Consider the following 25,732-nt stretch of genomic DNA (forward strand, 5'->3'; position numbering starts at 1 on the left):
GGTACCCATTTCTCTCCCCGAAATCTGCTTCGATTTTTGCGAGCGGTACTCCCCCTATGAGCCCCCTACAGCTAATGCCTAAACAGTTGATCCCAAGACCACCGGCTCTCCGGTCACTGAGACCGCCGCGGCAGCGAGAATATCGAGCCCCTTCTGCAGATCCGCAGGACTGATAGTCAGCGCCGGCATCGCTTTGACGACCTCGCCTTCCGGTCCCGACGTTTCCACGAGCAGGCCACGGGCGAACGATTCGGCCGCGATCTTCTCCGCCGTCGCAGGGTTGGGGTAAAAGACTCCCGCGAGCAGTCCCCGTCCACGGACGGTGGCGCCTTCGACGGCTGCCGCGATCTGTCCGAGGCCTTCGTGCAGCTGCGCAATGAGTCCCGCGACGTTTGATTGGAAGCTGCCGTCCTGCCAGTAGTGTTCCAGGGCGGCTGCCCCCGTGACGAACGCCGGGTTGTGCCCACGGAATGTTCCGTTGTGCTCGCCAGGCTTCCAGATGTCCAACTCGGGTTTGAACAATGTCAGTGCCAAAGGCAGTCCAAAGCCAGAGATGGACTTGGACAGGCAGACGATATCCGGAGTAATGGCCGCCTCCTCAAAACTGAAGAAGGTTCCAGTCCGTCCGCATCCTGCTTGCACATCGTCAACGATCAGCAGGATCTCGTGCTGGCGGCACAGCTCCGCAAGGCCCCGCAACCAGGATGCCCGGGCGGCCCGGAGCCCGCCCTCGCCCTGGACGGTTTCCACGATCACCGCGGCGGGTTTGTCGAGTCCTGAGCCCCTGTCCTCCAGGGCTTGCCGGAGCCACAGAAAGTCCGGCACTTGACCGCCGAAAAATCCGTCGTAGGGCATGCTCGAGGTATTCGTTAGCGGAACGCCGGCTCCCTGCCGTTTCATTGAATTGCCGGTAACCGACAATGAGCCAAGGGTCATTCCGTGGAATGCATTCGTGAAGCTCAGGACATGCTGCCTGCCGGTGACTTTACGGGCGAGCTTCAGGGCCGCCTCTACGGAGTTCGTTCCCGTTGGGCCGGGGAACATGACTTTGTAGTCCAGGTTCCGGGGCTTGAGGATCAACTCCTGGAATGTTTCCAGGAACCGCCGCTTGGCAGGCGTCTTCATGTCGAGTGAATGAATGATTGAGCCGGAGAGAAGATAGTCCACCAGCGGCTGCAACAGCACCGGGTTGTTGTGTCCGTAGTTCAGTGCTCCGGCGCCGGAAAAGAAGTCCAGATATTCTCTGCCGTCCTCGCTGTACAGGCTACTGCCAGCCGCTCGCTCAAACACCGTGTCCCAACTGCGACAATAGGTGCGAACCTCAGACTCCAAGCTTTCAAAGATATCCATCTGTCAATGTCCCCCGCACTTCCGACTGGCGAAGTTTCCCAAGTGTAAACACCGCTCGGGCTTTCCTGATTACGGGCATGGAAAGGAGACAGCGCAACTTCCGTGGCGCGCTGGGTTTTTCTTTCGCGGGGCCCGTATTTGGTCACGTATCGACGTTGCCTATACGTGAACTGGGCAGATCAGCTGGGTCTGCCCGTACGCTTATCGGTTCTTATCTTATTCTCAGGAAACTTACGGCACCTCAGTAGCCGGTACCTGTTTTTTCCGCCCAAAAGGCGGTCAAACTACCCGATTCTCCGGAGAGCCTGTGGTAATCGCGATCCCGGGTACTTAGAAGAAGCCGACGGCACTCGACAATCCGTGGACGTGCTGCCGGCATACCGGCGCCGGTACTCGACGTCGGTACTCTATGTCATGGATTTTCAGTGCACGGAACAGGCTAGCGGGAGCCGGCGGGGAGGGGCGCACCGGCGGCCGTGGCCGGGTCGGAGAATGCCAGCCGCGGCACCAGTACCAGTGCGGCGGCCGCGGCCAGCCCGGTCACCCCGCAGATGGTCCATACCGTGAGGTACCCGGCGAGCGGCGCCGCGGTCTGCACGGAGTCCCCCGGTCCGGCCCCGGCGTCGGCGAGGACGTGGCTGAGCAGGGCGATGCCGAACACCGCGGAGGCAAAGGCCCCGCCGATGGTTTTGGTGGTGTTGGTCAGGCCAGTGGCCATGGCGGTGCGGTTGAGGGGCGCGGCCGCGGCGGCCGCCGAGGGCAGCGCCGCGACGAGTGCCCCGGAGCCGACGCCGGCGACCGCCATGTTCGCCAGCGCCTCGGCGAGGCTGCCATGGAACGGCAGGAACAGCAGATAGCCCAGCCCCACGAGTGCGGCGGCGCCCACGAGCGTCCAGCGTGGCGTGAGCCGGCGTGTGATCACCGGGTACAGGAGTGCGCCCACGAGCAGTGCCAGCACGTACACGCCGATGATGATGGAGACCTGCCCGGCGCGCAGCCCTAGGCCGTAGCCGTGTAGCGCGGGGTCGGTCCTGGCGAAGGTGGACAACGGAGCCTGTGCGCCCAGGACCGAGACGCCAAACAGCCCGGCGGTCAGCTGGACCGGCCACATGGACTTGCCCCGCAGCATCCGGATGTCCACGAGGGGATCTGCCGTGCGCAGCTCGAACCGCGCAAACGGGATGAACACCAGGATCCCTGCCGCCACCAGCGCCCACGGCCACCACGTGCCGGGTCCGTTGAGGCGCATAAACGTCAAGCCAGAGGTGATGAGCAGGAGCCCGAGCGCGAGCAGGGTGAACCCGCGGGTGTCCACGCGGCCACCGCTGCGCTCACGGGACTCCGGCACGCCGAACCGGATGGCGAACCAGCACGCGGATACGGCAACCGCCGGAACCAGGAGCACCAGCTGCAGCTGCCCGGCGAACACTTCCACGAGCGCGCCGGCCGCGAGTGCCCCGGCGATGACACCGGCCTCCAGTGCCCCGACCAGAACACCGGCCGCCCGCCGGGTCCGGGCGGCGCCGTCGGGTAGCTGATGGACGCGGCTGAAGATCAGCGCGATTTCCAGCGGCAGCCAGACCACGTAGAAGCCCTGGACCGCCCACGCGGCCAGGAACGTCCAAAAGTCCGGGGCGAGCGCGACGCCCCAGGAGGCCGCGGCGGTGACCAGGGTTGAGACCAGCAGGATCTTCCGGTGCCCGTACATGTCTCCCAGCTTGGCCAGCACCGGCACGGCCAGGGCACTGACCATGAGCTGGGCGGCTTCGAACCAGTTGACGTCGGCGTCGTGAATCCCCAGGTGCCGGGCGATGTCGGTGAGGATGGGCGTGTAGTAGCCCTGCAGGATTCCGCTCGTGAGCTCTACCAGACACAGAAAAGCTACGACACGTCGCAAGGGAGGCCTTCCGGGCGGGCAGGCACCTCATGGCCAGCCGATTGATTGCATCCTAGGCCCCTGCTCCGGCGCGGGTGGCAAACCCGGCCGGAAGTGCCGGGAATATTCGGCCGTGTCGGATGTTATAGCCATCGATACATGCAAATGCATGTAAATCGGGTATAGTGAAAAGCAGTTCCCGGATCAGACCGGCCACGGAAAGGCACATCATGCAGATCGGCGTCTTCAGCGTCAGCGACATCACCACCGACCCCACCACGGGCCGCACCCCCACGGAGCACGAACGCATCAAAGCCTCCGTGGCGATCGCCAAGAAGGTCGAAGAGATCGGCATGGATGTCTATGCCCTCGGCGAGCACCACAACCGGCCGTTCTTCTCCTCCTCCCCCACCACCACGCTCGCGTACATCGCCGCCCAGACCGAGCGGATCATCCTGTCCACGGCCACCACGCTGATCACCACCAATGACCCGGTGAAGATCGCGGAGGACTTTGCGATGCTCCAGCACCTCGCGGACGGACGCGTGGACCTGGTGCTGGGCCGCGGCAACACCGCCCCCGTCTACCCCTGGTTCGGCAAGAACATCCAGGACGGGATCGAGCTCGCGATCGAGAACTACTCCCTGCTGCGCCGCCTCTGGGACGAGGACACCGTCAACTGGTCCGGCAAGCACCGCACCCCGCTGCAGAACTTCACCTCCACGCCCCGCCCGCTCGACGGCGTCGCCCCCTTCGTGTGGCACGGCTCCATCCGCACGCCGCAGATCGCCGAGGTGGCGGCCTACTACGGCGACGGCTTCTTCGCGAACAACATCTTCTGGCCCAAGGAGCACTACCAGCAGCTGATCGGCCTCTACCGCGAACGCTACGAGCACTACGGCCACGGCAAGGCGGACCAGGCCATCGTGGGCCTCGGCGGCCAGTTCTTCATGCGGAAGAACTCCCAGGACGCGGTCAAGGAGTTCCGCCCCTACTTCGACAACGCCCCGGTCTACGGCCACGGACCGTCCCTGGAGGACTTCACGTCCCAGACCCCGCTGACCGTCGGCAGCCCGCAGGAAGTGATCGAGAAGACCCTGACGTTCCGGGAGTACTTCGGCGACTACCAGCGCCAGCTCTTCCTGATCGACCACGCCGGCCTGCCGCTGAAGACCGTCCTGGAACAGCTGGACCTCTTCGGCGAAGAGGTCCTGCCGGTGCTGCGCAAGGAATATGCCGCGCTCAAGCCCGCACATGTCCCGGAACCGCCGACGCACGCCGGCCGGGTGGCCGCCGCTATGGCCGCCGGCACCGCGGACGCCGCCGCAGAGTCCACCAGCCAGGACGCGTGATGTCCGCCAAGACCTCGGAATCGCCGGTGCGCCTGGCCGCAGAAACCTGGGAATCCCTGTTCCGGGCCCAGGTGGCGGTGATGCGCAAGCTGCAGGCGGCGCCGGCCTTCAAGGCCCTGGCGCTCAATGAATACGACGTCCTTTTCACGCTCTCCCGGTGCCCCTCCGGGTGGCTGCGCCTGAACGAGCTCAACGACAACGTCCTGCTGAGCCAGTCCAGCCTGAGCCGGCTGGTGGAGCGGCTCGAAAAGCGCGGGCTCCTGGAACGGACACCGGCCCCCGACGACGGCCGCGGGATCCTCATCCGGCTCACCGACGCCGGGCGGGACCTGCAGAAACAGATCGGCCGGGAACACGTCCGCGACATCGCCGCGCTCGTGGGCCCGGCCCTCACCGCCGCCGAACAGCAGGAACTGCTGCGGCTGACCGAGAAACTCCGCGCCTCGGTCACCGTGCGCTGAGCGCGGGCCCAGGCCCGGCCGCCGGCAATCGCACGCAGGAGGCGGGCCGGACGGCGCTTAGTGGATGGCGACGAGCTCCGACGGGTCTTCGACCGGCAGCTCATCGACAACCGCGGTGACGCTCAGCTCCTGCAGGGAGAGGCTGCCGCCCACGGTGGACAGGAAGGCCGTGTCCGAGGAATCGCGCCCGGCCGTGATCCGCAGCATGCTCTCCCGCGGCGCCAGCCCGGTGGGATCGATGACGTGCCACGCGCCGTTGATGTGGGCCTCGGCCACGGCGTGGAAGTCCATCGGGGTCAGGCCGGGGGCGTAGACAGCGGCGAGCCGGGCCGGGACGTTCTTGGAACGCAGGAGGGCAATGGCGAGGTGGGCGAAATCCCGGCAGACGCCGCGGCGGTGCAGCAGCGTTTCGACGGCGCCATCAGTCCCGCGCGAGGATCCGCTGACGTAGCGCAGTTCGCCGAAGACCCAGTTGCGGACAGCATGGAGAAGCTCTTCGCCCTGGAGTCCCCCGAATTCGGCATAGGCGGTGGGCAGGAGCCGGTCCGACTCGGCGTAACGGCTGGGCCGGACGTAGCGGATCAGTTCCATGAGCCCCGGTTCCTCGGGCACGGCGAAGCCAGTGACGGTGGCCGAGTATTCGACCAGCACGTCGGTGGGTTCGGCGAATTCCATGTAGTGGAAGCGCCCGCCGTGATGGTCCGTGAGTTCGGTCAGCGGCACGTCCTGGCCATCCGCGGTCACCGTGAGCGACTCCTCCAGGGAGTCGTAGCCGGCGTTCCGGGCCACTGCCACGGCCATCGCCACCTTCGTCTCGGCAACGGTCTTGAAGGCCAGGCGGGCGGCTACGGCGCGTTCCATTAATCTCCGGGGATGTGAGGTGGGGGGCAGATGGGAAGTCGCCGTCAACGGCCCGGGGATGTGCGGGCGGGCGGGACTAGTTTTTGATCTCCAGAGACATTAGCATCCGCTGGACGTTGGCGAATTCGGAACCCTCGTTGACGTACTTAGCCGCCTGGTCCAGAGTGTCGAACGCCTTGGCGGGGGCGACCTTCTGGTCCGGGGCCAGCGTCTTGAGCACTGTCAGGTCCCCAAACGAATAGTCCCCCTTGCCTGCCGGGCCACGGACCACATTGTGCAGCGCGCAGCTCTTGCCGCCGGAGCCGCCCACCACATTGGTGATGCCATAGGAGCCGAAGTACCTGTAGCCCTGGATGACCCGGAACACCACGTGGGGTTCGATGGTCCCCTCGCCGCCGGCGTGCGGCAGGTCAACGGGAACGCTGCTGACCACGACGTAGTCCCGTGCGGCGCCGTCGGGGCAGGCCGGGGCACCCTGCGGGGAAAGGCCGGTCTGCAGGGTGGCCACGTACCCGCCGTCGGCGTCCTTGACGGTGATCTTCAGCGCGCCGGGAAGCGTGCCCGGATCGGGAGCGACGGACTGGACAATCCAGTCCTGCGGCACCTCAAAACTGACGGTCTTGGCCGGATCGGTAAACACTTTCCAGCCCGCGGCCGTCGCACCTGCACTGGATCCCGGGGCGGCAGAAGCGCTGCCAGAAGCGCTGCCCGACGGTCCCGGCGTCGGCCCGTCAGTCGACGTCGCGCTTCCCGCCGTACTGGGTGTGGCACTGTCCGCCGGGCTGCTCCCGGCAGTCCAGACCGGCGTCCCCTTGCCGTCGCTGCTGCAGCCCGCCAGGGCCGCTCCCGCGACCGCGAGCGCCAGGCCGGTGCGAAGCACAGCGCCCCGGACCCTGGCGGGGCCTGATCCTCTGGAGAGGGACATCCCAGTCATGGTGCCAGCGTAGCCGGGGCGCCGGCCGGCTCAGAGTTCCCGCATCAGTGTTTCGTAGAAGCGGACGCCTTGCTCCAGCGTGTCCAGGGAAATTTTCTCGTCAAAGGCGTGGATCGAGCCGCGGGCCGGGACGTCCATGAAGAACGGCGCGAAGCGGTACACGTTGCCGCAGATCCCGGTGAAGCGGCGTGAGTCGGTGCCGCCCATCATGATGTAGGGAGTGATGATCGCCTCGGGGTAGATCTGTCCGATGCACCCTGCCAGCAGTTCCCACTGGGGCCCGGATGACGGGGAAACCGGGGAGGGGTCGTTGCCCTCCACGACCCGCAGCTCAACCTTCGGATCGCGGATGATTTTCCGTAGCCGTGCCACGGTGCCCTCGACGGTTTCTCCCACCGCCACCCTGATGTTCGCGTTCGCCTTGGCCGTGGCGGCGAGGACGTTCGCCCCGGAACTGCCTTCGAGCGTGGTGATGGCGACGGTGGTTCGGGTCATCGCATTGGTCTCGTTGCCGAGCCGCGCGAACAGCCAGGTGATCGGTTTCCTGAGCAGGACCACCTGGGCGAACACGGCACGAAGCGGCGCCGGCGTGTGCGGGCCGAAGCGGCGCAGCATCTCCGCGGTCACGTCCGGCAGGGATTGCGGGAACGGGCTGCGCTCGATCCGGGTGATGGCGCGGGCCAGCCGCGCCGTCGCGCCCATCCGCGGCGGCGTGGAGGCGTGTCCGCCCGGGTCCCGGGTCAGCAGCTCCACGTCAAGGATTCCCTTTTCGGCCACGCCGACGACGGCGGCGGCCCGGCTCACTCCCGGGAAGGCGCCGCCCGCGACAGCGCCGCCCTCGTCCAGCACGAGCCAGGGCTCCACGCCACGGCCGGCCAGCAGATCTGCGGCAGCTGCCGCGCTGTCCCCGGCCGTCTCCTCGTTGTTGCCGAACGAGAAGTAGAGGTCATGCGCCGGCGCATACCCTGTCCGGAGCAGGCTCTCGGCCGCTTCCAGGATGGCCACGAGCTGGCCTTTGTCATCGAGCGTTCCGCGGCCCCACAGGAAGGTCCCGTCGTTGTGGCCGGAGAACGGCGCATGCGTCCACTCCCCCGGGTCGCCGGCCGGGACGACGTCGTAGTGCGCCATCAGCACGGACGGGCGCGCCGGCGCCGCCGGGTCCTCCGCTGGGTCTTCCGCTAGGGCGCGGCCGGGCCAGCGGTACAGGAGGGCGTGCCCGTTGACCCGCTCCACTTCGAGGGCAGCATGGACCGCCGGATACAGCCGGGGCAGTGCAGCGATGAAGGCCTCGAACTCCGCGGTTGCCTCCTCCCCGGTCCGGATGGAGACGGTCCGGTACGTCACCAGTTCCGCCAGCGAGGCCGCCGCGCGCCGGCTCCTGCCCTGGGTGTCGCTGCTGCTGGATGGTGTTTCGCCTGTGCTTTTGAGGGCATTGCCGCGGACGGTGTTCTGCAGGGGGTTGCGCATGGGCGAAAGTCTACGGCTGGACGTCCCGGCCGAACGGATTATCCGGCGCGCGGGTCCTGCCCCGGAATCCCGGGCAAAATTTCAGTCCCGGGAAAGCGGATACGCTGGGGGCATGGCCGAACAGCACTTTGACGGAACGCATCTTGGTGACCAGGGTGACGTGGCAGGCATGTCGGCGCTCGATATCGCGGACTGGCGGCTGCGGACCTTTGCCCTCTATGCCACCACGCGCAAGATCGCCGCGGACAGCCCTGCGGAAGCCCACTCCTACTGGCGCCAGGAGCGGGACCGCATGTTCGGCACCCACCCGGCTTCCGCGCTGACTCCCGAGGCCAAGGCCAGCTTCGGCGGCCTAAAGACAGCGGACTACGATCCGATCTACCGTTTCCACGTCCCGCTGACCCTCGAGGGTGCCGGCCGGGAGATGAATGTGGAGACCGGGACGGACGGCCTGGTCCGCTTCGTAAGGCTGGGAACCTTCGACTTGCCCGAAATGGGGCAGCTCGCGGTCTGGAAGCTCAGGGGCTACGGCGGCGGCATCTTCGTGCCGTTCCGCGACGCCACCGCCGGCCAGCCAGGCGGCAGCTACGGCGCCGGACGCTACCTCCTGGACACCATCAAGGGGGCCTTCCACGGCGTGCGCGGCTCCGGTCCCCAGGCCGAATTCGTCCTGGACTTCAATTTCGCCTACAACCCCTCCTGCGCCTACAACGAAGCTTGGGCATGTCCCCTTGCGGGTCCGGCCAACCGGCTGGCCGTGGAGATCCCCGTGGGCGAGCTGTACTGAGCGGATGGAGTCCCAGCTCGAACAGCAGGCTCCTGCTCCCGCCGTCGTCCGCGGGCAGAACGCCAAACGCTACCGGGGAGTCCTCCGCTACCCCGTGGTCCGGCAACTCATCCGGTTCACCGGCGTCGGGATTGTCTGCACGCTGACTTCCCTGGCCCTGTACGCCCTGTCCCGGCCGTGGCTCGGGGCCCAGCCGGCCAACGCGGCGGCCCTGATCCTGACGTCGTTCATGAATACCGCCCTCAACCGGCGACTAACGTTCAAGATCACCGAACGCCGCCGGATGAAGCGGGACCACCTTAACGGCCTGATTGTGATCCTGGTGGCGCTGCTGATCACCGGCGGCAGCCTGGCCATCCTGCACTGGGTCAACCCGGATGCCACTGTCGCCGAGGAGCTGTGGACCACCACCCTCTCCGGCTTCGCCGCCACCGCCGTGCGGTTCACGATGCTGCGGCACTGGATCTTCCGGCGCGCCCGCCACCGCTAGCTCCGGTTGATCCCCCGGTTGAGCTATCAGTTGAGGCGGCCATAGTTGCCCGATAAGGACATCTGTTGACAGATCAACTGGTGGGGGTGCCGAGGGAGCGGACGCTGCCGACGGCGGTGCGGACCGCGGCCGCCGCCTCCTGCAGCTCCGCTGCGGTGATGGTCGAATCAAAGCTGAACCGCACGGCCGTCTGGGCGGTCTCGGGCTCGACGCCCATGGCCAGCAGCACGGGTGACGGCGCGTCCGAGCCGGCCGCGCACGCGGAGCCGCTCGAGCAGATGACTCCCTGGCGTTCGAGTTCCAGCAGCACTGACTCGCCGCTGGTGCCCGGGAAACAGAAGGACGCCACCGAGGGCAGCCGCTCGGTGGGGTGGCCGGTGAGGATCGCGCCGGGAACACCGGCAAGGACGGCGTCAATAAACCCGTCCCGCAGTGCCGAGACGTGCAGTGCCGCGTCCGTTTCCCGGGGCAGGGCCAGGGCCGTCGCCAGCGCCACGGCTCCGGCGACGTTTTCGGTGCCCGAGCGGCGGCCGCGCTCCTGGCCGCCGCCGTGGACCAGCGGTTCAACCAGGACCCGGCCGCGCACAAACAACGCGCCGTTGCCTTTGGGCGCCCCCAGCTTGTGGCCGGAGATGCTCAGCGCATCCACGCCCAGCGCGGCAGTGTCCAGCGGCAGCCAGCCGGCGGCCTGGACGGCGTCGGTATGGAACGGGATGCCCTGCGCGCGGGCCAGCGCGGCGAGCCGGGCGATGGGCTGGACCGTGCCCACCTCATTGTTGGCGTACATGATGCTCACCAGTGCTGTCTCCGGCCTAAGGACCGCGGCGAGGGCTTCCTCAGTGACGCGGCCGTAGCGGTCCACGGGGACCACATCGACAGCGAAGCCGTGCACCCGTTCGAGATACCGCGCCGATTCCTCCACGGCCGGGTGCTCGACGGCGCTGATCACCACGCGGTCCAGCCTCGGGTCGGCGGCCCGGCGGGCCAGGGCAATGCCCTTGACGGCCAGGTTGTCCGCTTCGGTGCCACCGGAGGTGAAGGTGACCTCGCCCGGGCGGCAGCCGAGGGCCTTGGCCGTCGCCGCCCGGGCCCCGGCGAGTGCCGAGGCCGCGGCATCGCCGAGGGAGTGGTGGCTCGAGGGGTTGCCGAACTCCCCCGTGAGGTAGGGCCACATGGCTTCAAGCACCTCGCGGCGGACCGGGGTGGTGGCGGCGGCGTCCAGGAAGATCATGGTGGTTTTCAGCCGGCTGTCTGGTCCGGGCCGGGGACGGGCTCGAGGTCGGGCTCAACGTCCAACTCAATGTCGAGCCCGAGGTCCAGGGCGGTGACGCTGTGGGTCAGGGCCCCGATCGAGATGACGTCCACGCCTGTGGCCGCGATGTCCGCCACGGTGGCGAGGTTGACGTTGCCGCTGGCCTCAACACGGGCCCGGCCGCCCACCAGCTTGACGCCGGCGGCCAGCTCGGCCAAGGAGAAGTTGTCCAGCATGATGGTGTCCACCCCGGCCGCCAGGACGGGCTCGATCTGCTCCATGGTGTCCACCTCGACCTCGAAGTGTGTCGTGTGCCCAAGCTGGGCCTTGGCTGCGCGCAGCACCGAGGTCAGCTTGGCCGGGTCACCCCCGGTGAGGACTGCCAGGTGGTTGTCCTTGGCCAGGACGGCGTCGGAGAGGCTGAAGCGGTGGTTCGCGCCGCCGCCGCAGCGCACGGCATAGCGTTCGAGCACCCGCAGTCCCGGCGTCGTCTTGCGGGTGTCGGTGATCCGGGCCCCGGTGCCGTCCACGAGCGCCACATACTCCGCAGTCCTGGTGGCGATGGCGCTCATCCGCTGGACCAGGTTCAGTCCGACGCGTTCGGCCAGCAGCACCGCGCGGGCGTTGCCGGTCACCCGGGCCAGGGCGGTTCCGGCGGTGAAGGCCTCGCCGTCGTTGACCAGCAGCTCGACGACGTCGCCCGGGTCAGTCAGCTTCATCGCCGCGGCGAACACTTCCCCACCGCTCAGCACGCCGGGAACCCGGGCATTGAGCACCGCCGTCGCCCGCGCCTGCGCGGGGATGAGCGTCTGCGAGGTGATGTCCCCGTAGGGGGCGTCCTCCTGGAGTGCCATTCGCAGGACAGCCAGGACGGCGGCCTCGGGCAGGCTCCCGGCGAGCGCCGCGGTAAGGGCGGGCACCGTTTCCGGAGCAGCAGTTGCGTGGGCAGTGGTGGTCACGAGGAAATCCTTTGCATGGAATGGGTGAGGGCTGGGGCGTGGTCCGCGTCTGCCCGGTAGTGCGCGCCGACTGAGTCCGTGCGCTGCCGGGCCGCCGCCACGAGAAGGCGGGCCGCGAGGAGCAGGTTCCGGTCCTCGTGGGCGGCCTGGTCCGCCGTGTCCGGTGCGCTCTCAGGGTGGACCTCGGCTGCCCAGGCGGCAAGCACGTGCTCCGCTTTCCGCAACTGCTCCCCGCTGCGGATTACGCCTGCGTCCGCAGTCATCAACCGCCGAAGAGCGTCGCGGCAAAACGGCCCGGGACCAATCTCAGTCCTCGAAACACCATCGGGCAAGCTGGCCGGGTGATATTCCCGGCCGGCACCCAGAGCTGCCTGCATGCCGTCGTTCGATGGCGTTCCGGAAGCGTGCGTCAAGGGGAGGCCGCCAGCGGCCGAGACAGCACGCGGAGGAACGGCGTCGGACGACGCCCCGGCCACCATCCAGCCCGTTTCGTCGGCGAGGAAGTCCTCGACCGCCCGGCGTCCGAAGACCAGCCCCTCCAGCAGCGAGTTGCTGGCCAGCCGATTTGCCCCCTGGGCACCGGTCCGGGCGACCTCACCGGCGGCGTACAGCCCGGGTACGGAGGTGCGGCCCGACAGGCCGGTGCACACGCCGCCCATCCAGTAATGGGCGGCCGGGGACACCGGGACCGGCTCTGCCGTCCAGTCGTAGCCGGCGGCCCGGGTGGCCGCGCTGATCGTGGGGAACCGCCGGGCCAGGAAGCTGGCGCCCCGGTCGGCCTCAATGCCGCGGGCGTCCAGGTATACGGGAGCGTCCGCGGGGGCCCCAGTGGCGGCCAGGTGCAGGGCGATGCTGCGGGAGACGACGTCGCGGGGGGCCAGTTCCGCGTCCGGGTGGTAGTCCGGCATGAAGCGGTACCCCGCTGAGTCCAGCAGTATGGCCCCCTCGCCACGGACGGCTTCGGAGATGAGCAGGGCCGGCGGGCCGCCCGGGACTTCCTCGGCGGCAAGCGTGGTGGGGTGGAACTGGAAGAACTCGAGGTCCTGCACCGCGGCGCCGGCGCGCCAGGCCAAGGCCAGCCCGTCGGCGGTGGCGACGGAGGGATTGCTGGTGCGGGCAAAGAGCCGGCCGGCGCCGCCGGTGGCGAGCAGGACGGCGTCGGCGGCCAACCGCTGGGGCCGGCCGCCGGCCAGGTAGGCCACGCCGGTGACCCGGGCCGGCGTCGGGGGCTCGCTGCCGGGCCGTGACAGAGACTCCGCCCCGGACAGGGATTCCGAGTGCACGTCGGGCTCCGTCAGGAGTTCGGTGACGAACGCGCTGGTCTCCACCCGGAGCCGGCCGCGGCCGGCACGATCCAGGACGGCGCGTTCCAGGACGGCTGCGACGAGCCCGCGCGAGATGCAGGCGCCCGTTGCGTCGCCGCCGGCGTGCAGGATGCGCGGCGCCGAATGCGCCGCCTCCAGGCCCAGGGCCGGTCCGCCGTCGGGACGCACGTCGAAATGCACGCCGTAGCGGCCCAGGCCGGCGATGTCCCGGACGGCTTCGGTGCACAGGACGCGGACCGCCTCGGCGTCGTTCAGCCCGGCACCGGCGGCGAGCGTGTCCGCGATGTGCGCTGCCACGGAATCTCCGGGAGCGGCATCCTCCGGGCCCAGGACGGCGGAGACGCCACCCTGGGCATAGAAAGTGTTGCTCTGCTCCAGTGTCCCCTTGCTCAGGAGGACCACCTCGATGTCACGGCCGCCGGCGGTGGCGGCGTCGGTGGCGAGCAGCGCGGCGTAGAGCCCCGCAACCCCGCTGCCGACAATCACAAGCCGCCTGGTCACGGCCGCGCCGCCAGCATGCGTTCAAGCGCCACACGTGCCGGGGCGGCGACGCCCTCGTCCACGGTGATTCGGTTGAGCACCTCGCCGCGGACCAGTGCCTCCAGGACCCAGGCAAGGTAGCCGGGGTGGATGCGGTACATGGTGGAGCAGGGGCAGATCACCGGGTCCAGGCAGAAGATGGTGTGCTGCGGGTATTCCGCGGCGAGCCGGTTCACCATGTTGATCTCGGTGCCGATCGCAAACGTGGTGGGTTCCGTGGCCGCGGCAATGGCCTTCTTGATGAAGTCGGTGGACCCGGCGGAATCGGCGGCGTCCACCACCTCCATAGGGCATTCCGGGTGCACGATCACCTGCACGCCGGGGAACTCGGCGCGGGCCTTCTCGATCTGGCCCACGTTGAAGCGCTTGTGGACCGAGCAGAAGCCGTGCCAGAGGATCACCCGGGAATCGAGCAGTGTCTGTTCGTCGTTGCCGCCGAGGTCCTTGCGCGGGTTCCACATCGGCATCTGCTCCAGCGGCACGCCCATGGCCTTGGCGGTATTGCGGCCCAGGTGCTGGTCCGGGAAGAACAGCACCCGCTGGCCGCGCTCAAACGCCCACTCCAGCACCGTCGCGGCGTTCGAGGACGTGCAGACGATCCCGCCGTGCTCGCCGCAGAAGCCCTTCAGGGCTGCGGAGGAGTTCATGTAGGTGACCGGGATGACCGGGACCCGGCCGTCGGCGTCGGGCTCCGTGCCGAAAACTTCCTCAAGCTGTTCCCAGCACTCGGTGACCGAGTCGATGTCCGCCATGTCCGCCATGGAGCAGCCCGCGGCGAGGTTGGGCAGGATCACTGCCTGGTCCGGCCGGGACAGGATGTCCGCGGTCTCGGCCATGAAGTGCACGCCGCAGAAGATGATGGCTTCCGCGTCCGGCCGGGTCAGCGCCGCATTGGCGAGCTGGAAGGAATCGCCCACGAAGTCGGCATATTCGATTACTTCGTCGCGCTGGTAGAAGTGCCCCAGGACGACGGCGCGGTCCCCCAGCGTCGCTTTGGCGGCCCGGATCCGGGCGTCGAGCTCGGCATCGCTGGCCAGCTTGTACTCCTCCGGCAGCTGCCCCTGCCGCGGGGTCGAGACCGGCGCGACGTCGGCGGAGGAGGCGCCCGGTCCGTAGGCGGGCGTTCCGGCGAGGGCCTCGGCGAGGTCATAGTCCCAGGGCCCGCGGGCCAGCGCCGGGCTGCAGGTGGAGGCGGCTGCTGCAAGGCCCTTGGTGCTGGCGGTGGCCTGCTCGCGCGTGATCAGCTGGATTGCCGTGTTAACGCTGCTCATGGTGTGCTCCTGTTGTCTGGGTCAAGGCCTGGGCGGCCGGTAAAGCGGTAGAGGCGGGGCGGGCGGTGTTTACCGCCCTGCAGGTACTGATCGGTTTCTTCGATTTCCGGGGTGGCCTTGACCTGCCGGCGGAAGTTGGCGGGATCCAGTTCGCGGTCCAGGACGGCCTCGTAGACTTCGCGGACCTGGGCCAGGGTGAAGTACTCGCCCAGCAGGTGGTAGGCGATGGATCCGTAGGCCATCTTGTTGCGCAGCCGCCACAGGGCGTAGTCGACGATCGCGTTGTGGTCGAAGGCGAGCTCGCCGAGCCGGTCGGCGCGGAACCAGCGCACGTTCTCCGATTCGTCCGCGAGCGCTGCCTCCGTGGGCTGGACGAGGGCCCAGTACACAATGGAGACCACGCGCTGGGTGGGTGAGCGGTGCAGTCCGCCGAAGGCGTAGAGCTGTTCCAGGTAGTTCGGGTCCAGGCCCGTGGTCTCGCGCAGATTCCGCGACGCAGCGTCCTGGAGTGACTCGGAGTGCGTGAGCGGACCACCGGGCAGCGCCCAGAGGCCCTTGAACGGTTCGCGGATCCGGCGCACCAGCGGGATCCAGAGGGTGGGGCGCCCGGACTTCTCGCTGGGACGCAGCGCAAAGATCACGGTGGAGATGGCCAGCGACGGCGGAGCGGTCTGGCGCTCCGAGACGTTGGCTGCTGCGGTGTAAACGGTGATCCACCCGCCTTCTGAAGTCCCGGCCGGGTCCGCTGTGGACTGCCCGGACGTCTCCGGCCCGACCGCCGGATTAGTTATAGTCAGATTGACTAGAACTAATGATACGACGACGCTGGCCCAGCGCAAAATGTTTCAGGTCACATGCAGGAGAGCCGCTGGCGGGCCGGGGCCCCGGGCCGGGCATTCGGTCCGACCTTGTCCGCGGCTGCGGACAACGGTATTAATCGGGGCTATGGAAGCAGAAGACATGGACCTGGAGGGTGGGGCCGCAGCGGCAGCCAGGGCCCGTTACGCGGGAGCGGCGCAGGCATTCCTGGAGCTCGCCGGACAGATACCGGACCAGGCGTGGTCGCGGCAGGCACTGGGTGTATGGGATGTCCGGGCGCTGACCGGCCACACGAGCCGTGCCCTCACAACGGTGGAGACCTATCTCGCCACCCCGGCTACCGGGGAACTGCTGGCAGGTCCGGTCGAATACTTCCTAGCCGTCCGGGGCGCCACTTCGCCGGACGCGATCGCCCAGCGAGGAAAGGAAACCGGGACGGCCCTGGGCGAGGACCCGGCCTCCGCAGTGCGGGAGCTGGTCCAACGTGTCACAGCACTTCTCGGGAAGACGCCGGACGATGCCCTGGTGGCCACCCCAGCCGGGGCCATGCGGCTCATCGACTACCTGCCGACCCGGACCTTCGAACTGGCCGTACACACGCTGGACCTGGCACGCGCCCTGGGGCTCCCCCCGCCCGCCCTGTTGGCCCCGGCGGTCGCGGCCTCCCTGGAGCTCGCTGGCGCTATCGGATCCCGGTCGCCGTCCGCCGGCGAGCTGCTGCTCCTGGTCACCGGCCGGACCGGCCTGCCCGAGGGCCTGAGCGTTCTCTAGCCCCTTGCTGCGGCCGCGGCTTCCAGCAGCGGCAGGGTGCGCCCCTGGAAGTGGGTATTGAGGACGATCACCGAGGAGGACCGCAGGACCGTCCGGGTGGCGATCATGGCATCGAGGACACGCTGGAGATCCGAATTGGAGCGCGCGGCTATGCGGGCCATGAGGTCCGAACTCCCGGAGACGGTATGGATCTCAATCAGCTCGGGGATCCGCGCCAGGGCCTCCACGACGGCGTCATGCCCGAGGTCCTGGTTGATGGTCAGGGAACAAAAAGCCACCACCGGGTAGCCGAAGTGCGCCGGATCGGGTTGCGGCACCCACGAGCCGATCACACCGCCGTCCTGCATCCGGTCCAGCCGGGACTGGACAGTGGCTCGGGCCACCTTCAGCACCCGGGAGGCCTCCAGCACCGAGGCCCGGGGGGAATCCGTGAAAAATCGGACAATTTTTGCATCCAGCGGATCAACGTCCATGAATTTTTCCTTCCCAAGTGGCCCGGACCTGACAAACCGCTTCCGATGCCCCGATTCAGTGCGCAAACTGCCACCATATTCTCACGACGGCGGCGCCCCGGCGATCCGTGGGGCCGGCCCAAAGACGGTAAATTCAATAGGTCCCATAAGGACTCACAGATCCAGACCACACGAAGGTTCGCCATGACAACGAAGTCCACCGCGACGTCACCCACAACGCTCCCGGCCCCGGCCCTGGTCCTGGGCCACAGCATGAAGCCACGCCAGCTGACCATGATGGGATTGGGCAGTGCCATCGGCGCCGGCCTGTTCCTCGGCTCGGGGGCGGGAATCCAGGCCGCAGGGCCGGCCGTGTTGATCTCTTACCTCGTCGCCGGAACGCTCATCATCCTCGTCATGTGGGCCCTTGGTGAAATGGCGGCGGCCAACCCCAACAGCGGGGCCTTCTCGGTTTATGCGCAAAAGGCCATGGGACCGACGGCGGGCGCCACGGTCGGCTGGCTCTGGTGGCTGCAGCTCGTCGTCGTCATCGCAGCCGAGGCCCTCGGTGCCGCCGGGCTCCTCTTCACGGTGTGGCCGGTCATCCCCGTCTGGGCGCTGTCCCTGGTCTTCATGGTCCTCTTCACGGCCATCAACCTCGCCGGGGTGAAGAATTTCGGCGAGTTCGAGTTCTGGTTCGCCATCCTCAAGGTGGCCGCCATCGTGATCTTCCTGGCAATCGGCGCGGCCCTGCTGTTCGGCTGGCTGCCGGAGGTCCCCTCCCCCGGACTGAGCAACATCACCTCCGACTTCGCCCCCGCGGGCCTCGGCGGCATCGCCACCGCCCTGTTCGTCGTGATCTTCGCCTTCGGCGGGACCGAGATCGTCAGCGTGGCCGCCGCCGAGACCGAGAACCCGGAGCGCAGCGTCGCCCAGGCCATCCGCACCGTCGTCTGGCGGATCCTGGTCTTCTATATCGGCTCCGTGTTCGTCATCGCCGCCGTCCTTCCCGCCACATCCGAGGCGCTGAAGTCCCCGTTCGCGGGAGTCCTCGACGCCGCCCGCATCCCTGGCGCCGGCGCCGCGATCACGCTCGTCGCCGTCGTCGCCCTGCTCTCGGCCCTCAACGCAAACCTCTACGGCGCCTCCCGCATGGTGTTCTCGCTGTCCGAGCGTGGCGAGGCCCCGCGGTTCCTGTCCAAGCTGAACAAGTCCCGGGTCCCCGTGGTGGCTGTCGGCGTTTCGGTGGCCTTCGGCTTCATCGCCACCGTGCTCGAGTTGCTGTTCCCGGAGAAGATCCTGCCCGCCCTGTTCCAGCTGGTCGGCTCCACCTGCCTGGTGGTGTGGGGTACTGCCCTCGTGTCCCAGCTGATTCTGAGGCGCCGTGCGGACCGCGAGGGCACCGCGCTGCCGCTGCGGATGAAGGGGTTCCCCGGGCTGACGATTTTCGGGCTCGTGCTCCTGGCACTGATCTTCGCGGTCGGCTTCACCGGCGCGGAGAGCAGCAAGCAGCTGTTCAGCACGATGGCCCTGGTCGCCGGCATCGCCGCCGCCTGCTGGATCGGCGCCCGGCTCACCCGCAACCGCCGCGCAGGCGTAGAGGCCGACCAGCAGGCTCGCTAGACAAATTGCCAAGCTCGCCGGCGGTAGGGGCGGCATAACTGTGCAGTCTGGGCACCTCGTTCTAGGCTGATTGCACACTCTCCCGCCGGTGACTAGGGTCACAGGCATGGACACACTTCTCCCTGTGGCTTCCGGCGGCGAAGCCGGGCCCCTCACTGCCGACGAGCTCCGCGAGCTCTATACGCTGATGGTGGCCGTCCGCCACCTCGATACCTCTGCCATCGCCTGGCAGCGGCAGGGCATCATTCCCGGCTACGCCCCCGAGCTCGGCCAGGAAGCGGCCCAGGTGGGCAGCGGCTACGCCGTGGACACCACCCGTGACTTCGTCTTCCCCACCTACCGCGAGATGGGTGTCGCCCGGGCAATGGGCGTTGACATGGTGGCCTACATGTCCACCCACAAGGCCACGTGGCACGGCGGGCTGTACAACCCGATGGAATCCCGGCTTGCCCCGATCCAGGCGGTGGTGGCCGGGTCCGTCCTGCACGCCGTCGGCTGGGCCCACGGCCAGACGCTGGCCGGCACTGCCGACGGAGAGCTCGGCGTCGCCCTGACTTACTTCGGCGACGGCGCCTCCTCGCAGGGCGACGTGCACGAGGCGATGAACTTCGCCGCCGTCATGAAGGCGCCCGTGGTGTTCTTCGTCCAGAACAACGGCTGGGCCATCTCGGTCCCCACCGAACGCCAGGTGGCCGGCGGCTCCGTCGCCGCCCGCGCCGCCGGCTACGGGATCCCGGCGCTGCAGATCGACGGCGACGACGTCGTCGCGGTCCTCGAGGCGACCCGCCGCGCCTTCGCGCATGCCCGCGCCGGCGGCGGCCCGGTGCTGATCGAGGCGATGACCTACCGCCGCGGCCCGCACTCCACCTCCGATGATCCGGGCCGCTACCGATCCCTCGACGAGGAACGCGACGGCGCCGGCATCGACCCGCTGGAACGCCTCCGGCAGCGGCTGCTGGCCGACGGAATCGCGGACGAGGCGTTCTTTGCCGAGGTGCTGGCGGCGGCCAAGGCCGAAGAGGAGCAGATCCGCACCGGCATCCAGGCTCTGGGCTCCCGTCCCGGGACTGAAATGTTTGACCTGGTCTTCCAGGAAACCACCCCTGCCCTGCAGGCCCAGGCCGCCAACTGGCGTGAGGAGTCCGAACATGTCTAACTCGATCCTTGAAAGCGCAAGCGCTAGCAGCGAGAGCACTGCCGACAACACCGCCGAGAGCACTGCCAACAGCGCAGACGCACCGGCTTCCGCCATCGTGATGTCGATGCAGCAGGCGCTCAACCGTGCCCTCGACGAGGTCCTGGCAGAAAACCCCAAGGCCGTCATCTTCGGCGAGGACTGCGGCCGGCTCGGCGGCGTCTTCCGGATCACCGACGGGCTGCAGGCCAAGCACGGCGAACAGCGCGTCTTCGACACGCCCCTGGCGGAATCGGGCATCCTGGGCATGTCCGTGGGCCTGGCGATGGCCGGCTTCCACCCCATCCCCGAGGTCCAGTTCGACGGCTTCGCCTACCCGGCCATCAACCAGATCGTCTGCCAGATCGCCCGGATGAACTACCGCAGCCGGGGCACCATGCCGATGCCCATCACCCTGCGGGTGCCCAGTTTCGGCGGCATCCGGGCCCCCGAGCACCACGGCGAAAGCCTCGAGGCGCTCTTCGCCCACGTCCCGGGGCTCAAGGTCGTCTCGCCGTCGAACCCGCACGAGGCCTACCACCTGCTCAAGTACGCCGCGACGCGGCCGGACCCGGTGATCTTCATGGAGCCGAAGTCGCGGTACTGGCAGAAGGGCGAGGTGGATGCCGCCCGGCACGATGCAGCCGGCGGTTCCCCCACCGGCGCCAAGGTGATGCGCACGGGCCGCCACCTGACGCTGGTCGCGTGGGGCGCCATGGTGGCGCGCTGCCTGCAGGTGGCCGAACTCGCGGCCGAGGACGGGATCGACATCGAGGTCCTGGACCTGCGCTGGCTCAAGCCGATCGACGCCGAGGCGCTGGCCGCCTCCGTGCGCAAGACGCGCCGCGCCGTCGTCGTCCACGAAGCGCCGCTGACCTCAGGCCTCGGCGCCGAGGTGGCGCAGCTGATCACCCAGAGCTGCTTCGATACGCTCAAGGCGCCGGTGGAACGGGTCACCGGCTTCGACGTCCCGTACCCTTCCGGCGACCTGGAAGATGAATACATCCCGAACATTGACCGGATCCTCTTCGGCATCCAGCGAGTATTGGAGTACAAACGTGGCTGAAATTTCCTTCCCGCTGCCGGATCTCGGCGAGGGCCTGATCGAGGCCACGGTGCTCGAATGGCTGGTTTCGCCGGGCGAGCAGGTGGAGCGCAACCAGCCGCTGGTGGAGGTCGAAACCACCAAGTCGGCCGTTGAATTGCCCAGCCCGCAGGCGGGTAAGGTAGTGCGTACCTACGGCGGGCCCGGCGACAAGATCAACGTCGGCGAGCCCCTGATTGTGTTTGAGGTGCCGGACAACACCGCCGGCATCGTGGGCACCGTCCCGAAGGAAGAGGCACCTAAGCGCCGGGTCCGCCTGAGCGCCGTACTTGATGAGGACTGAGAGCATGAGCGGCAGACACACCGGCGAACTGCATTCCCACACCGTGGAGGGCACCGACCCCCAGCTGTACGTGCAGGTGCATGAGCCCCAGAACGACGCCGGGCTCCGTCCCGTCCTGCTGCTGCACGGCTTCTCTTCCTCCTCCAAGCTCAACTGGGAGGACAGCGGCTGGCTCACCGCGCTCCTGGAAGCCGGCCGCCGCGTCATCACCGTGGACCTGCCCGGCCACGGCCGCAGCGGGGCGCCGGAGGACATGGACTCCTACTCCCCCAGCCGGATCCGCGCGGACCTGCTGCAGATCGTGTTCGACGCCGGTGCGCGGCCCCTGCGCGACGGGGACCCGTCCAGCGGCCTCGACGTGATCGGCTATTCGCTGGGATCCCGGCTTGCGTGGGAGTTCGGCGCCACCCAGCATGAGCTCGTGCACCGGCTGGTCCTGGGAGGCCCGAACGTCGCGGACCCTCTGGCGGACTTCGACCTGATCGCCGCGCAGCGGTACCTGGCCGACGGCACCCCGATCGCGGACGAATCGACCGCGGGACTGCTGAAGATGGCCATGCTGCTGCCGAGCAACAACATCTTCGCGCTGCTCTCGCTGATCGAGGCGATCAAGACCGAACCGTACGATCCCGCCGAAGCCATCCCGCACATGCCCATTCTCCTTGTGGCCGGGGAAAAGGACGACCGTGCAGCGTCCATGCCGGAACTGGCCGCCCTCGGCGCCAAGGCCGGCGCCATGGTCGAACAGCTCGTGCTGCCGGCCCGCAACCACACCAACGCGATCACCAGCCGCGCCTTCAAGCAAGGTGCCATCAGCTTCCTGGGCGTCTAAGCCGAGGAAGCCGCACCACAGGCCAACACAAAAGAGGCACGGACCGCGGTCCGTGCCTCTTTTGTGTCGTGCTCTACCTGCCGGAACCTCAGCCTAGTGGTGGCTGCTGAGGCCGAGCGGGCGGCCCTTCGTTTCCCCGGCCAGCAGGACTCCGACGGCGGAAATGACGCAGAGGACCATGATGTAGATGCCGATCGACCCGGTCCAGTGGGTGCCCTGCAGGAGCGCCTCCGCGATGGTGGCCGCAAACGCTCCGCCCAGGATGGCGCCGAACGCGTACCCGATGGAAATCCCGGAGTACCGGACATTGGCCGGGAACATCTCGGCGTACATCGCGGACATGGGACCGTAGGACAGGCCCAGGCCGATCGTGAGGACAAACAGCGCCACGCCGTAGAGCAGGATGTCCTTGGTGTCGATCAGCGCGAACATCGGGATCATCCAGGCGAAGACAATGCCGTAGCCGATCAGGAAGGTCTTGACCCGGCCGATCCTGTCAGAGAGCCAGCCGCCGACCAGGGTGAAGACGAGCCAGCCGAAGGAGGCCAGGGTGGTGGCCAGCAGGATCTGCGGGGTGGGCATCTTGAGCGTCTTCGTCGCGTAGGAGATGAAGAAGGCGATCAGCAGGTAGCCGGCAGCGTTGTTGCCGATGAAGATCATCGTGGAGTAAAGGACGGCCTTCTTGTGCTTCCGGATGAGCTCGCCGAGCGGGGCCTTGCTGGCTTCCTTGCGGTCCTGCATCTCCTTGAAGACGGGGCTCTCGGCGACGGCGCGGCGGATCAGGTAGCCCACCACGATCAGCACGATGGAGAGCAGGAACGGAACCCGCCAGCCCCAGGCCGCGAAGTCTTCCTTGGACATGCTGGTGTTGAGGAAGAACAGCAGGCCCGTCGCCAGGATCATGCCGACCGGCACGCCGATCTGCGGGTAGGCGCCGAACAGGCCACGCTTGCTCTTGGGTGCGTGCTCAACGGCCATCAGGGCAGCGCCGCCCCATTCGCCACCGGCGGAGAAGCCCTGGATGACGCGGAGGGTGATGAGCAGGATCGGGGCCCAGACGCCGATCTGCGCGTAGGTGGGCAGCATGCCGATCAGCGCGGTGGCGGCACCCATCATGACCAGGGTGAAGACCAGCATGGCCTTGCGGCCGAGGCGGTCACCCAGGTGGCCGGCGACGATCGCGCCGAGCGGACGGAACAGGAAGCTGATGCCAATGAGGGCGAAGGACAGGATCTGCGCCAGGCCCGGGTTGGAGGCGTTCAGCGGGGCGAGGAACAGCGGGGACAGCAGCGTGGCTGTCAGCTGGGCAAAAATGAAGAAGTCGTACCACTCGATGGTGGTGCCGACCAGCGTCCCGGCGAGGACCTTGCGTTCCTCTTGCTTGCTGCTGGGACCTGCCTGGGAATCTACGGCTGAAGTTACAGTCATTGGAACTTTCATGTCCGGGGGCAGAGGTACTGCCCAAAGTGGGTGCGAAGTGATAACTGAATGCTGCTGGAATTACTGATCGAACGGTCAGTTAGTATCCCAAATACTACTATGAAGATGTGATTCCGCGCACATGTTTTCCGCACGTGTCCCCGCCCGGTCAGTCCGTGCGGGCGAGGAACTCGCGGACCCTGGCCCGGACCGGCCCGCGGTCGTAGGTGTTCACCAGGGCCCCGGCCATGCGCACCGGGTCGCCGAAGAAGAAGTACTCGTAGAGCGACTGCCTCCCGGCGAACCCGGAGATCGAGGCATCGAAAGCCAGCTTGAACAGCCGGACGCGCTCGGGACCGGTCAGGTTCTTGCCTTGCAGGTACAGCTCGATGTCCGCCCGGGCCTCGCTGTTGACATCCGCCTCGCCGGGCAGTGCCATGAGGCCCGACGCCGAGAACTTCCGGATGATCTGCGGGAAGCGCTGGGCGATCTTGGGGTACCAGTTGCGGGCGGCGTTCAGCGTGGACCACTTCGGCAGCATGACGCCGGCGTCGTTGAGCCCGGCGTCGGCTTCGGAGGCGCGGACCAGCGCCTTGCCGATTTCGACGTCGATAATCAGCTCGGCGATGTCCTCCTGGATGTGTTGGAAGCCGTCAATGCCGATCGATTCGGCCAGCTCCGACGCCAGGCCTAGGAAGAACTCGCTCTTGGCGATGGTGCGGGTGACCACCTGGTGGGTCATGAGCGCGCCGGCGCCGGTCTCGGCGTAGAAGGCGTTGCACAGCTGCGGGTTGCCGAGCATGAAGATGCGCTTGCTGGGCACGAAGACGTGGTCAAAGACCGCGACGGCGTCCATTTCCTCATAGCGGGAGGCCAGCGGCTCGTCGTGGGTGCTGCCGCCGTTGTACAGCGAGGTACGGCAGAGGTACCGCAGCCCCGGGGCATCGTTGGGGATGGCGAATGCGTAGGAATAGGGCGCGTCTTCCGGAGTGCCGCGCAGCACCGTGGACGGGAACACGAGGAGCTCGTCCGCGATCGGGGCGATGGTGGCGAGCATGCGGGCGCCCTGGATGACGACCCCGTCCTCGCGCTCCTCCACGATCCGGGCCGAGAGCTGGCCGCCGAGTTGCTCCGACCCGGAGACCGAGCGGTTCACCTGCGGCGGGATGAGGGTGTGCGTGGCGAGGACGTCGTTTTCCCGGGCCCACTCGTAGTAGTCGCGGATGTTCTCGCCGAATTTCGGATCCGCTTGAGCGAACCATTCCCCCGCCGTGCTCAGCGCAGTGAGCGCGGAGTTCATGTAGTCTCCGGAGCGGCCAAGGAAGCCGTTGGAGGACTCAGCCCAGGTGGAGATGGCGCGGCGCCTGCGCTGGAGGTCCTCGATGGTCTTCGGCACCAGGAAAGAGGCGTTGACGAGGTCCCCGGTGCTCGGGGAGGCGTAGGTGAGGGCCTCCTGGTACTTCGGGTCGTCCTGCATGTCGAAGAGCCTGGCGTAGGACCGGGCCACATTGCGGAAGGCCGGGTGCTCGGCGATTTTCTCGCTGACCACTTCGCCGTCGATCACCACGTGCGGGGTCATGGCGTTGAGCTTTGCCAGATACTGCTGTCCGGTACGGATACCCATGGGATTCTCCAGTCATCATCGAGTGGTTCGCCGTTATGTGGTGTCACAGTTATGTGGTGTCACTGTTGAGTTGATTCGCCGTGTGCGTGCTCTAGAGCAGGTCCTCCATGCCCAGCTGGCTTTCCGGGATGGTGGTGAAGGTGCTGTTGGCGAATGCCAGGGCGTCGCCGTTGCGGTAGTTGAAGTCCACGACCTCGCCGACGTACAGGGTGTGGTCGCCGCCGTCGTACGCTGCCCAGGGCTTGCATTCGAAATAGGCGAGCACGTTGGACAGCCGCGGCGCGGTGTCTCCCTCCACCCACAGCGGCTCGGGGCCGGGGCGTCCGGCGAAGTGCAGCGCCAGGTACCGCTGTTCGGCGCCGAGGATGTTCACCGTGAAGGGCCTCCCGGCGAGTTCGTCGTGGGCCTTGGCGGTGCGGGCGATGCTTACCAGCACCAGCGGAGGTTCCATCGAGACCGCGGTGAAGGAGTTCACGGTGATGCCGTGGCGCTTGGTCACCCCGTCGAAGGTCACGATCGAGACGCCGGTGGCGAACCTGCCGAGGCTGCCCCGGAAGTGGTTGGCCCGCGGGGCAGAAGCCCGGCCCGGGATGTTCCCGGCCTGGTCGCGCGGCTTGGCAATCATTATCGATTCCTTGCGGTCGTGGCGGTTCCCTGGGCTGTGGTGGGATGAGCTGCGTTTTGGATGAGCTGGGCTTCGAACCA

24 protein-coding genes are annotated in these 25,732 nt (G+C 67.8%); 10 read left to right on the forward strand and 14 right to left on the reverse strand.

Features of this window, described 5'->3' with window-relative positions:
• Nucleotides 1-78 precede the first annotated feature (78 nt).
• Both ectB and AC1DEY_RS09495 read right to left on the reverse strand, forming a co-directional pair.
• On the reverse strand, nt 79-1,350 hold the full coding sequence (ectB, locus tag AC1DEY_RS09490; RefSeq protein ID WP_476867725.1) for a diaminobutyrate--2-oxoglutarate transaminase: 1,272 nt from the start codon (nt 1,348-1,350) through the stop codon (nt 79-81).
• A gap of 439 nt (nt 1,351-1,789) precedes the next feature.
• Nucleotides 1,790-3,247, reverse strand: coding sequence for an MFS transporter (locus AC1DEY_RS09495; protein WP_476867726.1), 1,458 nt, complete (start codon nt 3,245-3,247; stop codon nt 1,790-1,792).
• A 209-nt stretch (nt 3,248-3,456) separates the two neighbouring features.
• Between AC1DEY_RS09495 and AC1DEY_RS09500 the strand changes: the two genes are divergently transcribed.
• A complete protein-coding gene (locus tag AC1DEY_RS09500) occupies nt 3,457-4,578 on the forward strand; it encodes an LLM class flavin-dependent oxidoreductase (protein ID WP_476867727.1) in 1,122 nt (373 codons plus the stop codon).
• A complete protein-coding gene (locus AC1DEY_RS09505) occupies nt 4,578-5,039 on the forward strand; it encodes a MarR family winged helix-turn-helix transcriptional regulator (protein WP_476867728.1) in 462 nt (153 codons plus the stop codon). The genes AC1DEY_RS09500 and AC1DEY_RS09505 overlap by 1 nt, the downstream gene beginning before the upstream one ends.
• Before the next feature lie 57 nt (nt 5,040-5,096).
• Here AC1DEY_RS09505 and AC1DEY_RS09510 read toward each other — a convergent pair whose 3' ends face one another.
• From AC1DEY_RS09510 to AC1DEY_RS09520, 3 genes are all read right to left on the reverse strand, one after another.
• Nucleotides 5,097-5,900 (reverse strand): transglutaminase-like domain-containing protein, encoded by an 804-nt coding sequence (locus tag AC1DEY_RS09510; RefSeq protein ID WP_476867729.1) that lies wholly within the window; start codon nt 5,898-5,900, stop codon nt 5,097-5,099.
• 76 nt (nt 5,901-5,976) lie between these two features.
• On the reverse strand, nt 5,977-6,825 hold the full coding sequence (locus AC1DEY_RS09515) for a hypothetical protein (protein WP_476867793.1): 849 nt from the start codon (nt 6,823-6,825) through the stop codon (nt 5,977-5,979).
• A 39-nt stretch (nt 6,826-6,864) separates the two neighbouring features.
• Entirely contained in the window at nt 6,865-8,301 is a 1,437-nt protein-coding gene (locus AC1DEY_RS09520) for a M20/M25/M40 family metallo-hydrolase (protein WP_476867730.1), read from the reverse strand.
• Between the two features lie 112 nt (nt 8,302-8,413).
• Between AC1DEY_RS09520 and AC1DEY_RS09525 the strand changes: the two genes are divergently transcribed.
• Together AC1DEY_RS09525 and AC1DEY_RS09530 are read left to right on the forward strand one after the other, a co-directional pair.
• Entirely contained in the window at nt 8,414-9,088 is a 675-nt protein-coding gene (locus tag AC1DEY_RS09525; RefSeq protein ID WP_476867731.1) for a DUF1684 domain-containing protein, read from the forward strand.
• Between the two features lie 4 nt (nt 9,089-9,092).
• Complete coding sequence (locus AC1DEY_RS09530; RefSeq protein ID WP_476867732.1) at nt 9,093-9,578, forward strand: GtrA family protein; 486 nt, start codon at nt 9,093-9,095, stop codon at nt 9,576-9,578.
• 73 nt (nt 9,579-9,651) lie between these two features.
• Here AC1DEY_RS09530 and AC1DEY_RS09535 read toward each other — a convergent pair whose 3' ends face one another.
• From AC1DEY_RS09535 to AC1DEY_RS09555, 5 genes are read right to left on the reverse strand one after another with little or no spacing between them, the layout of a single operon-like run.
• Complete coding sequence (locus AC1DEY_RS09535) at nt 9,652-10,809, reverse strand: cysteine desulfurase family protein (protein ID WP_476867733.1); 1,158 nt, start codon at nt 10,807-10,809, stop codon at nt 9,652-9,654.
• Between the two features lie 8 nt (nt 10,810-10,817).
• Nucleotides 10,818-11,789, reverse strand: a complete 972-nt coding sequence (nadC, locus tag AC1DEY_RS09540) for a carboxylating nicotinate-nucleotide diphosphorylase (protein WP_476867734.1) — start codon at nt 11,787-11,789, stop codon at nt 10,818-10,820.
• The gene (locus tag AC1DEY_RS09545; protein WP_476867735.1) at nt 11,786-13,615 is read right to left on the reverse strand and encodes an L-aspartate oxidase; all 1,830 of its coding nucleotides are present in this window, start codon (nt 13,613-13,615) and stop codon (nt 11,786-11,788) included. The genes nadC and AC1DEY_RS09545 overlap by 4 nt, the downstream gene beginning before the upstream one ends.
• A complete protein-coding gene (gene nadA / locus AC1DEY_RS09550) occupies nt 13,612-14,925 on the reverse strand; it encodes a quinolinate synthase NadA (RefSeq protein WP_476867736.1) in 1,314 nt (437 codons plus the stop codon). Before nadA ends, AC1DEY_RS09545 begins: the two co-directional genes overlap by 4 nt.
• Nucleotides 14,922-15,638, reverse strand: a complete 717-nt coding sequence (locus AC1DEY_RS09555) for an NUDIX hydrolase (RefSeq protein WP_476867794.1) — start codon at nt 15,636-15,638, stop codon at nt 14,922-14,924. Before AC1DEY_RS09555 ends, nadA begins: the two co-directional genes overlap by 4 nt.
• A gap of 232 nt (nt 15,639-15,870) precedes the next feature.
• Here AC1DEY_RS09555 and AC1DEY_RS09560 point away from each other — a divergent pair, with 232 nt between their 5' ends.
• Nucleotides 15,871-16,515 (forward strand): maleylpyruvate isomerase N-terminal domain-containing protein, encoded by a 645-nt coding sequence (locus tag AC1DEY_RS09560; RefSeq protein WP_476867737.1) that lies wholly within the window; start codon nt 15,871-15,873, stop codon nt 16,513-16,515.
• Here AC1DEY_RS09560 and AC1DEY_RS09565 read toward each other — a convergent pair.
• On the reverse strand, nt 16,512-16,988 hold the full coding sequence (locus AC1DEY_RS09565; protein ID WP_476867738.1) for an Lrp/AsnC family transcriptional regulator: 477 nt from the start codon (nt 16,986-16,988) through the stop codon (nt 16,512-16,514). The two genes, AC1DEY_RS09560 and AC1DEY_RS09565, sit on opposite strands and share 4 nt — an antisense overlap.
• Before the next feature lie 183 nt (nt 16,989-17,171).
• On the opposite strand from AC1DEY_RS09565, the gene AC1DEY_RS09570 reads away from it, so the two are divergent.
• From AC1DEY_RS09570 to AC1DEY_RS09590, 5 genes are all read left to right on the forward strand, one after another.
• Nucleotides 17,172-18,590, forward strand: a complete 1,419-nt coding sequence (locus tag AC1DEY_RS09570) for an amino acid permease (RefSeq protein ID WP_476867739.1) — start codon at nt 17,172-17,174, stop codon at nt 18,588-18,590.
• A 106-nt stretch (nt 18,591-18,696) separates the two neighbouring features.
• Nucleotides 18,697-19,746: a thiamine pyrophosphate-dependent dehydrogenase E1 component subunit alpha gene (locus tag AC1DEY_RS09575; RefSeq protein ID WP_476867740.1), complete on the forward strand. Its 1,050-nt coding sequence runs from the start codon at nt 18,697-18,699 to the stop codon at nt 19,744-19,746.
• 100 nt (nt 19,747-19,846) lie between these two features.
• Nucleotides 19,847-20,830 carry an alpha-ketoacid dehydrogenase subunit beta gene (locus tag AC1DEY_RS09580; protein ID WP_476867795.1) on the forward strand — a complete coding sequence of 328 codons (984 nt, stop codon included), beginning with the start codon at nt 19,847-19,849 and terminating at the stop codon, nt 20,828-20,830.
• Complete coding sequence (locus tag AC1DEY_RS09585; protein WP_091559612.1) at nt 20,823-21,152, forward strand: biotin/lipoyl-containing protein; 330 nt, start codon at nt 20,823-20,825, stop codon at nt 21,150-21,152. The genes AC1DEY_RS09580 and AC1DEY_RS09585 overlap by 8 nt, the downstream gene beginning before the upstream one ends.
• 4 nt (nt 21,153-21,156) lie before the next feature.
• The gene (locus AC1DEY_RS09590; protein ID WP_476867741.1) at nt 21,157-21,984 is read left to right on the forward strand and encodes an alpha/beta fold hydrolase; all 828 of its coding nucleotides are present in this window, start codon (nt 21,157-21,159) and stop codon (nt 21,982-21,984) included.
• Nucleotides 21,985-22,077: 93 nt separating this feature from the next.
• On the opposite strand, the gene AC1DEY_RS09595 is transcribed toward AC1DEY_RS09590, so the two are convergent.
• The 3 genes from AC1DEY_RS09595 to AC1DEY_RS09605 all read right to left on the reverse strand — a co-directional run bounded on the left by AC1DEY_RS09595 (nt 22,078) and on the right by AC1DEY_RS09605 (nt 25,652).
• Nucleotides 22,078-23,412, reverse strand: coding sequence for an MFS transporter (locus AC1DEY_RS09595; protein WP_476867742.1), 1,335 nt, complete (start codon nt 23,410-23,412; stop codon nt 22,078-22,080).
• A 160-nt stretch (nt 23,413-23,572) separates the two neighbouring features.
• Nucleotides 23,573-25,027 carry a 4-hydroxyphenylacetate 3-monooxygenase, oxygenase component gene (gene hpaB, locus AC1DEY_RS09600; protein WP_476867743.1) on the reverse strand — a complete coding sequence of 485 codons (1,455 nt, stop codon included), beginning with the start codon at nt 25,025-25,027 and terminating at the stop codon, nt 23,573-23,575.
• Nucleotides 25,028-25,118: 91 nt separating this feature from the next.
• The gene (locus AC1DEY_RS09605; protein WP_476867744.1) at nt 25,119-25,652 is read right to left on the reverse strand and encodes a flavin reductase family protein; all 534 of its coding nucleotides are present in this window, start codon (nt 25,650-25,652) and stop codon (nt 25,119-25,121) included.
• Nucleotides 25,653-25,732: the final 80 nt, after the last annotated feature.

This window comes from Arthrobacter sp. 05T47 (genome assembly GCF_056395825.1).

Excerpts from the sequence above, each read along its gene's own strand:
- AC1DEY_RS09525 (WP_476867731.1), top strand. The coding sequence starts at position 8,414 with ATGGCCGAACAGCACTTTGACGGAACGCATCTTGGTGACCAGGGTGAC.
- AC1DEY_RS09535 (WP_476867733.1), bottom strand. The coding sequence starts at position 10,809 with ATGATCTTCCTGGACGCCGCCGCCACCACCCCGGTCCGCCGCGAGGTG.
- AC1DEY_RS09575 (WP_476867740.1), top strand. The coding sequence starts at position 18,697 with ATGGACACACTTCTCCCTGTGGCTTCCGGCGGCGAAGCCGGGCCCCTC.
- AC1DEY_RS09505 (WP_476867728.1), top strand. The coding sequence starts at position 4,578 with ATGTCCGCCAAGACCTCGGAATCGCCGGTGCGCCTGGCCGCAGAAACC.
- AC1DEY_RS09595 (WP_476867742.1), bottom strand. The coding sequence starts at position 23,412 with ATGACTGTAACTTCAGCCGTAGATTCCCAGGCAGGTCCCAGCAGCAAG.
- AC1DEY_RS09590 (WP_476867741.1), top strand. The coding sequence starts at position 21,157 with ATGAGCGGCAGACACACCGGCGAACTGCATTCCCACACCGTGGAGGGC.
- AC1DEY_RS09565 (WP_476867738.1), bottom strand. The coding sequence starts at position 16,988 with ATGGACGTTGATCCGCTGGATGCAAAAATTGTCCGATTTTTCACGGAT.
- AC1DEY_RS09560 (WP_476867737.1), top strand. The coding sequence starts at position 15,871 with ATGGAAGCAGAAGACATGGACCTGGAGGGTGGGGCCGCAGCGGCAGCC.
- ectB (WP_476867725.1), bottom strand. The coding sequence starts at position 1,350 with ATGGATATCTTTGAAAGCTTGGAGTCTGAGGTTCGCACCTATTGTCGC.
- AC1DEY_RS09530 (WP_476867732.1), top strand. The coding sequence starts at position 9,093 with ATGGAGTCCCAGCTCGAACAGCAGGCTCCTGCTCCCGCCGTCGTCCGC.
- AC1DEY_RS09500 (WP_476867727.1), top strand. The coding sequence starts at position 3,457 with ATGCAGATCGGCGTCTTCAGCGTCAGCGACATCACCACCGACCCCACC.
- AC1DEY_RS09510 (WP_476867729.1), bottom strand. The coding sequence starts at position 5,900 with ATGGAACGCGCCGTAGCCGCCCGCCTGGCCTTCAAGACCGTTGCCGAG.
- AC1DEY_RS09570 (WP_476867739.1), top strand. The coding sequence starts at position 17,172 with ATGACAACGAAGTCCACCGCGACGTCACCCACAACGCTCCCGGCCCCG.
- AC1DEY_RS09515 (WP_476867793.1), bottom strand. The coding sequence starts at position 6,825 with ATGTCCCTCTCCAGAGGATCAGGCCCCGCCAGGGTCCGGGGCGCTGTG.
- AC1DEY_RS09580 (WP_476867795.1), top strand. The coding sequence starts at position 19,847 with ATGTCGATGCAGCAGGCGCTCAACCGTGCCCTCGACGAGGTCCTGGCA.
- nadA (WP_476867736.1), bottom strand. The coding sequence starts at position 14,925 with ATGAGCAGCGTTAACACGGCAATCCAGCTGATCACGCGCGAGCAGGCC.
- AC1DEY_RS09520 (WP_476867730.1), bottom strand. The coding sequence starts at position 8,301 with ATGCGCAACCCCCTGCAGAACACCGTCCGCGGCAATGCCCTCAAAAGC.
- hpaB (WP_476867743.1), bottom strand. The coding sequence starts at position 25,027 with ATGGGTATCCGTACCGGACAGCAGTATCTGGCAAAGCTCAACGCCATG.
- AC1DEY_RS09605 (WP_476867744.1), bottom strand. The coding sequence starts at position 25,652 with ATGATTGCCAAGCCGCGCGACCAGGCCGGGAACATCCCGGGCCGGGCT.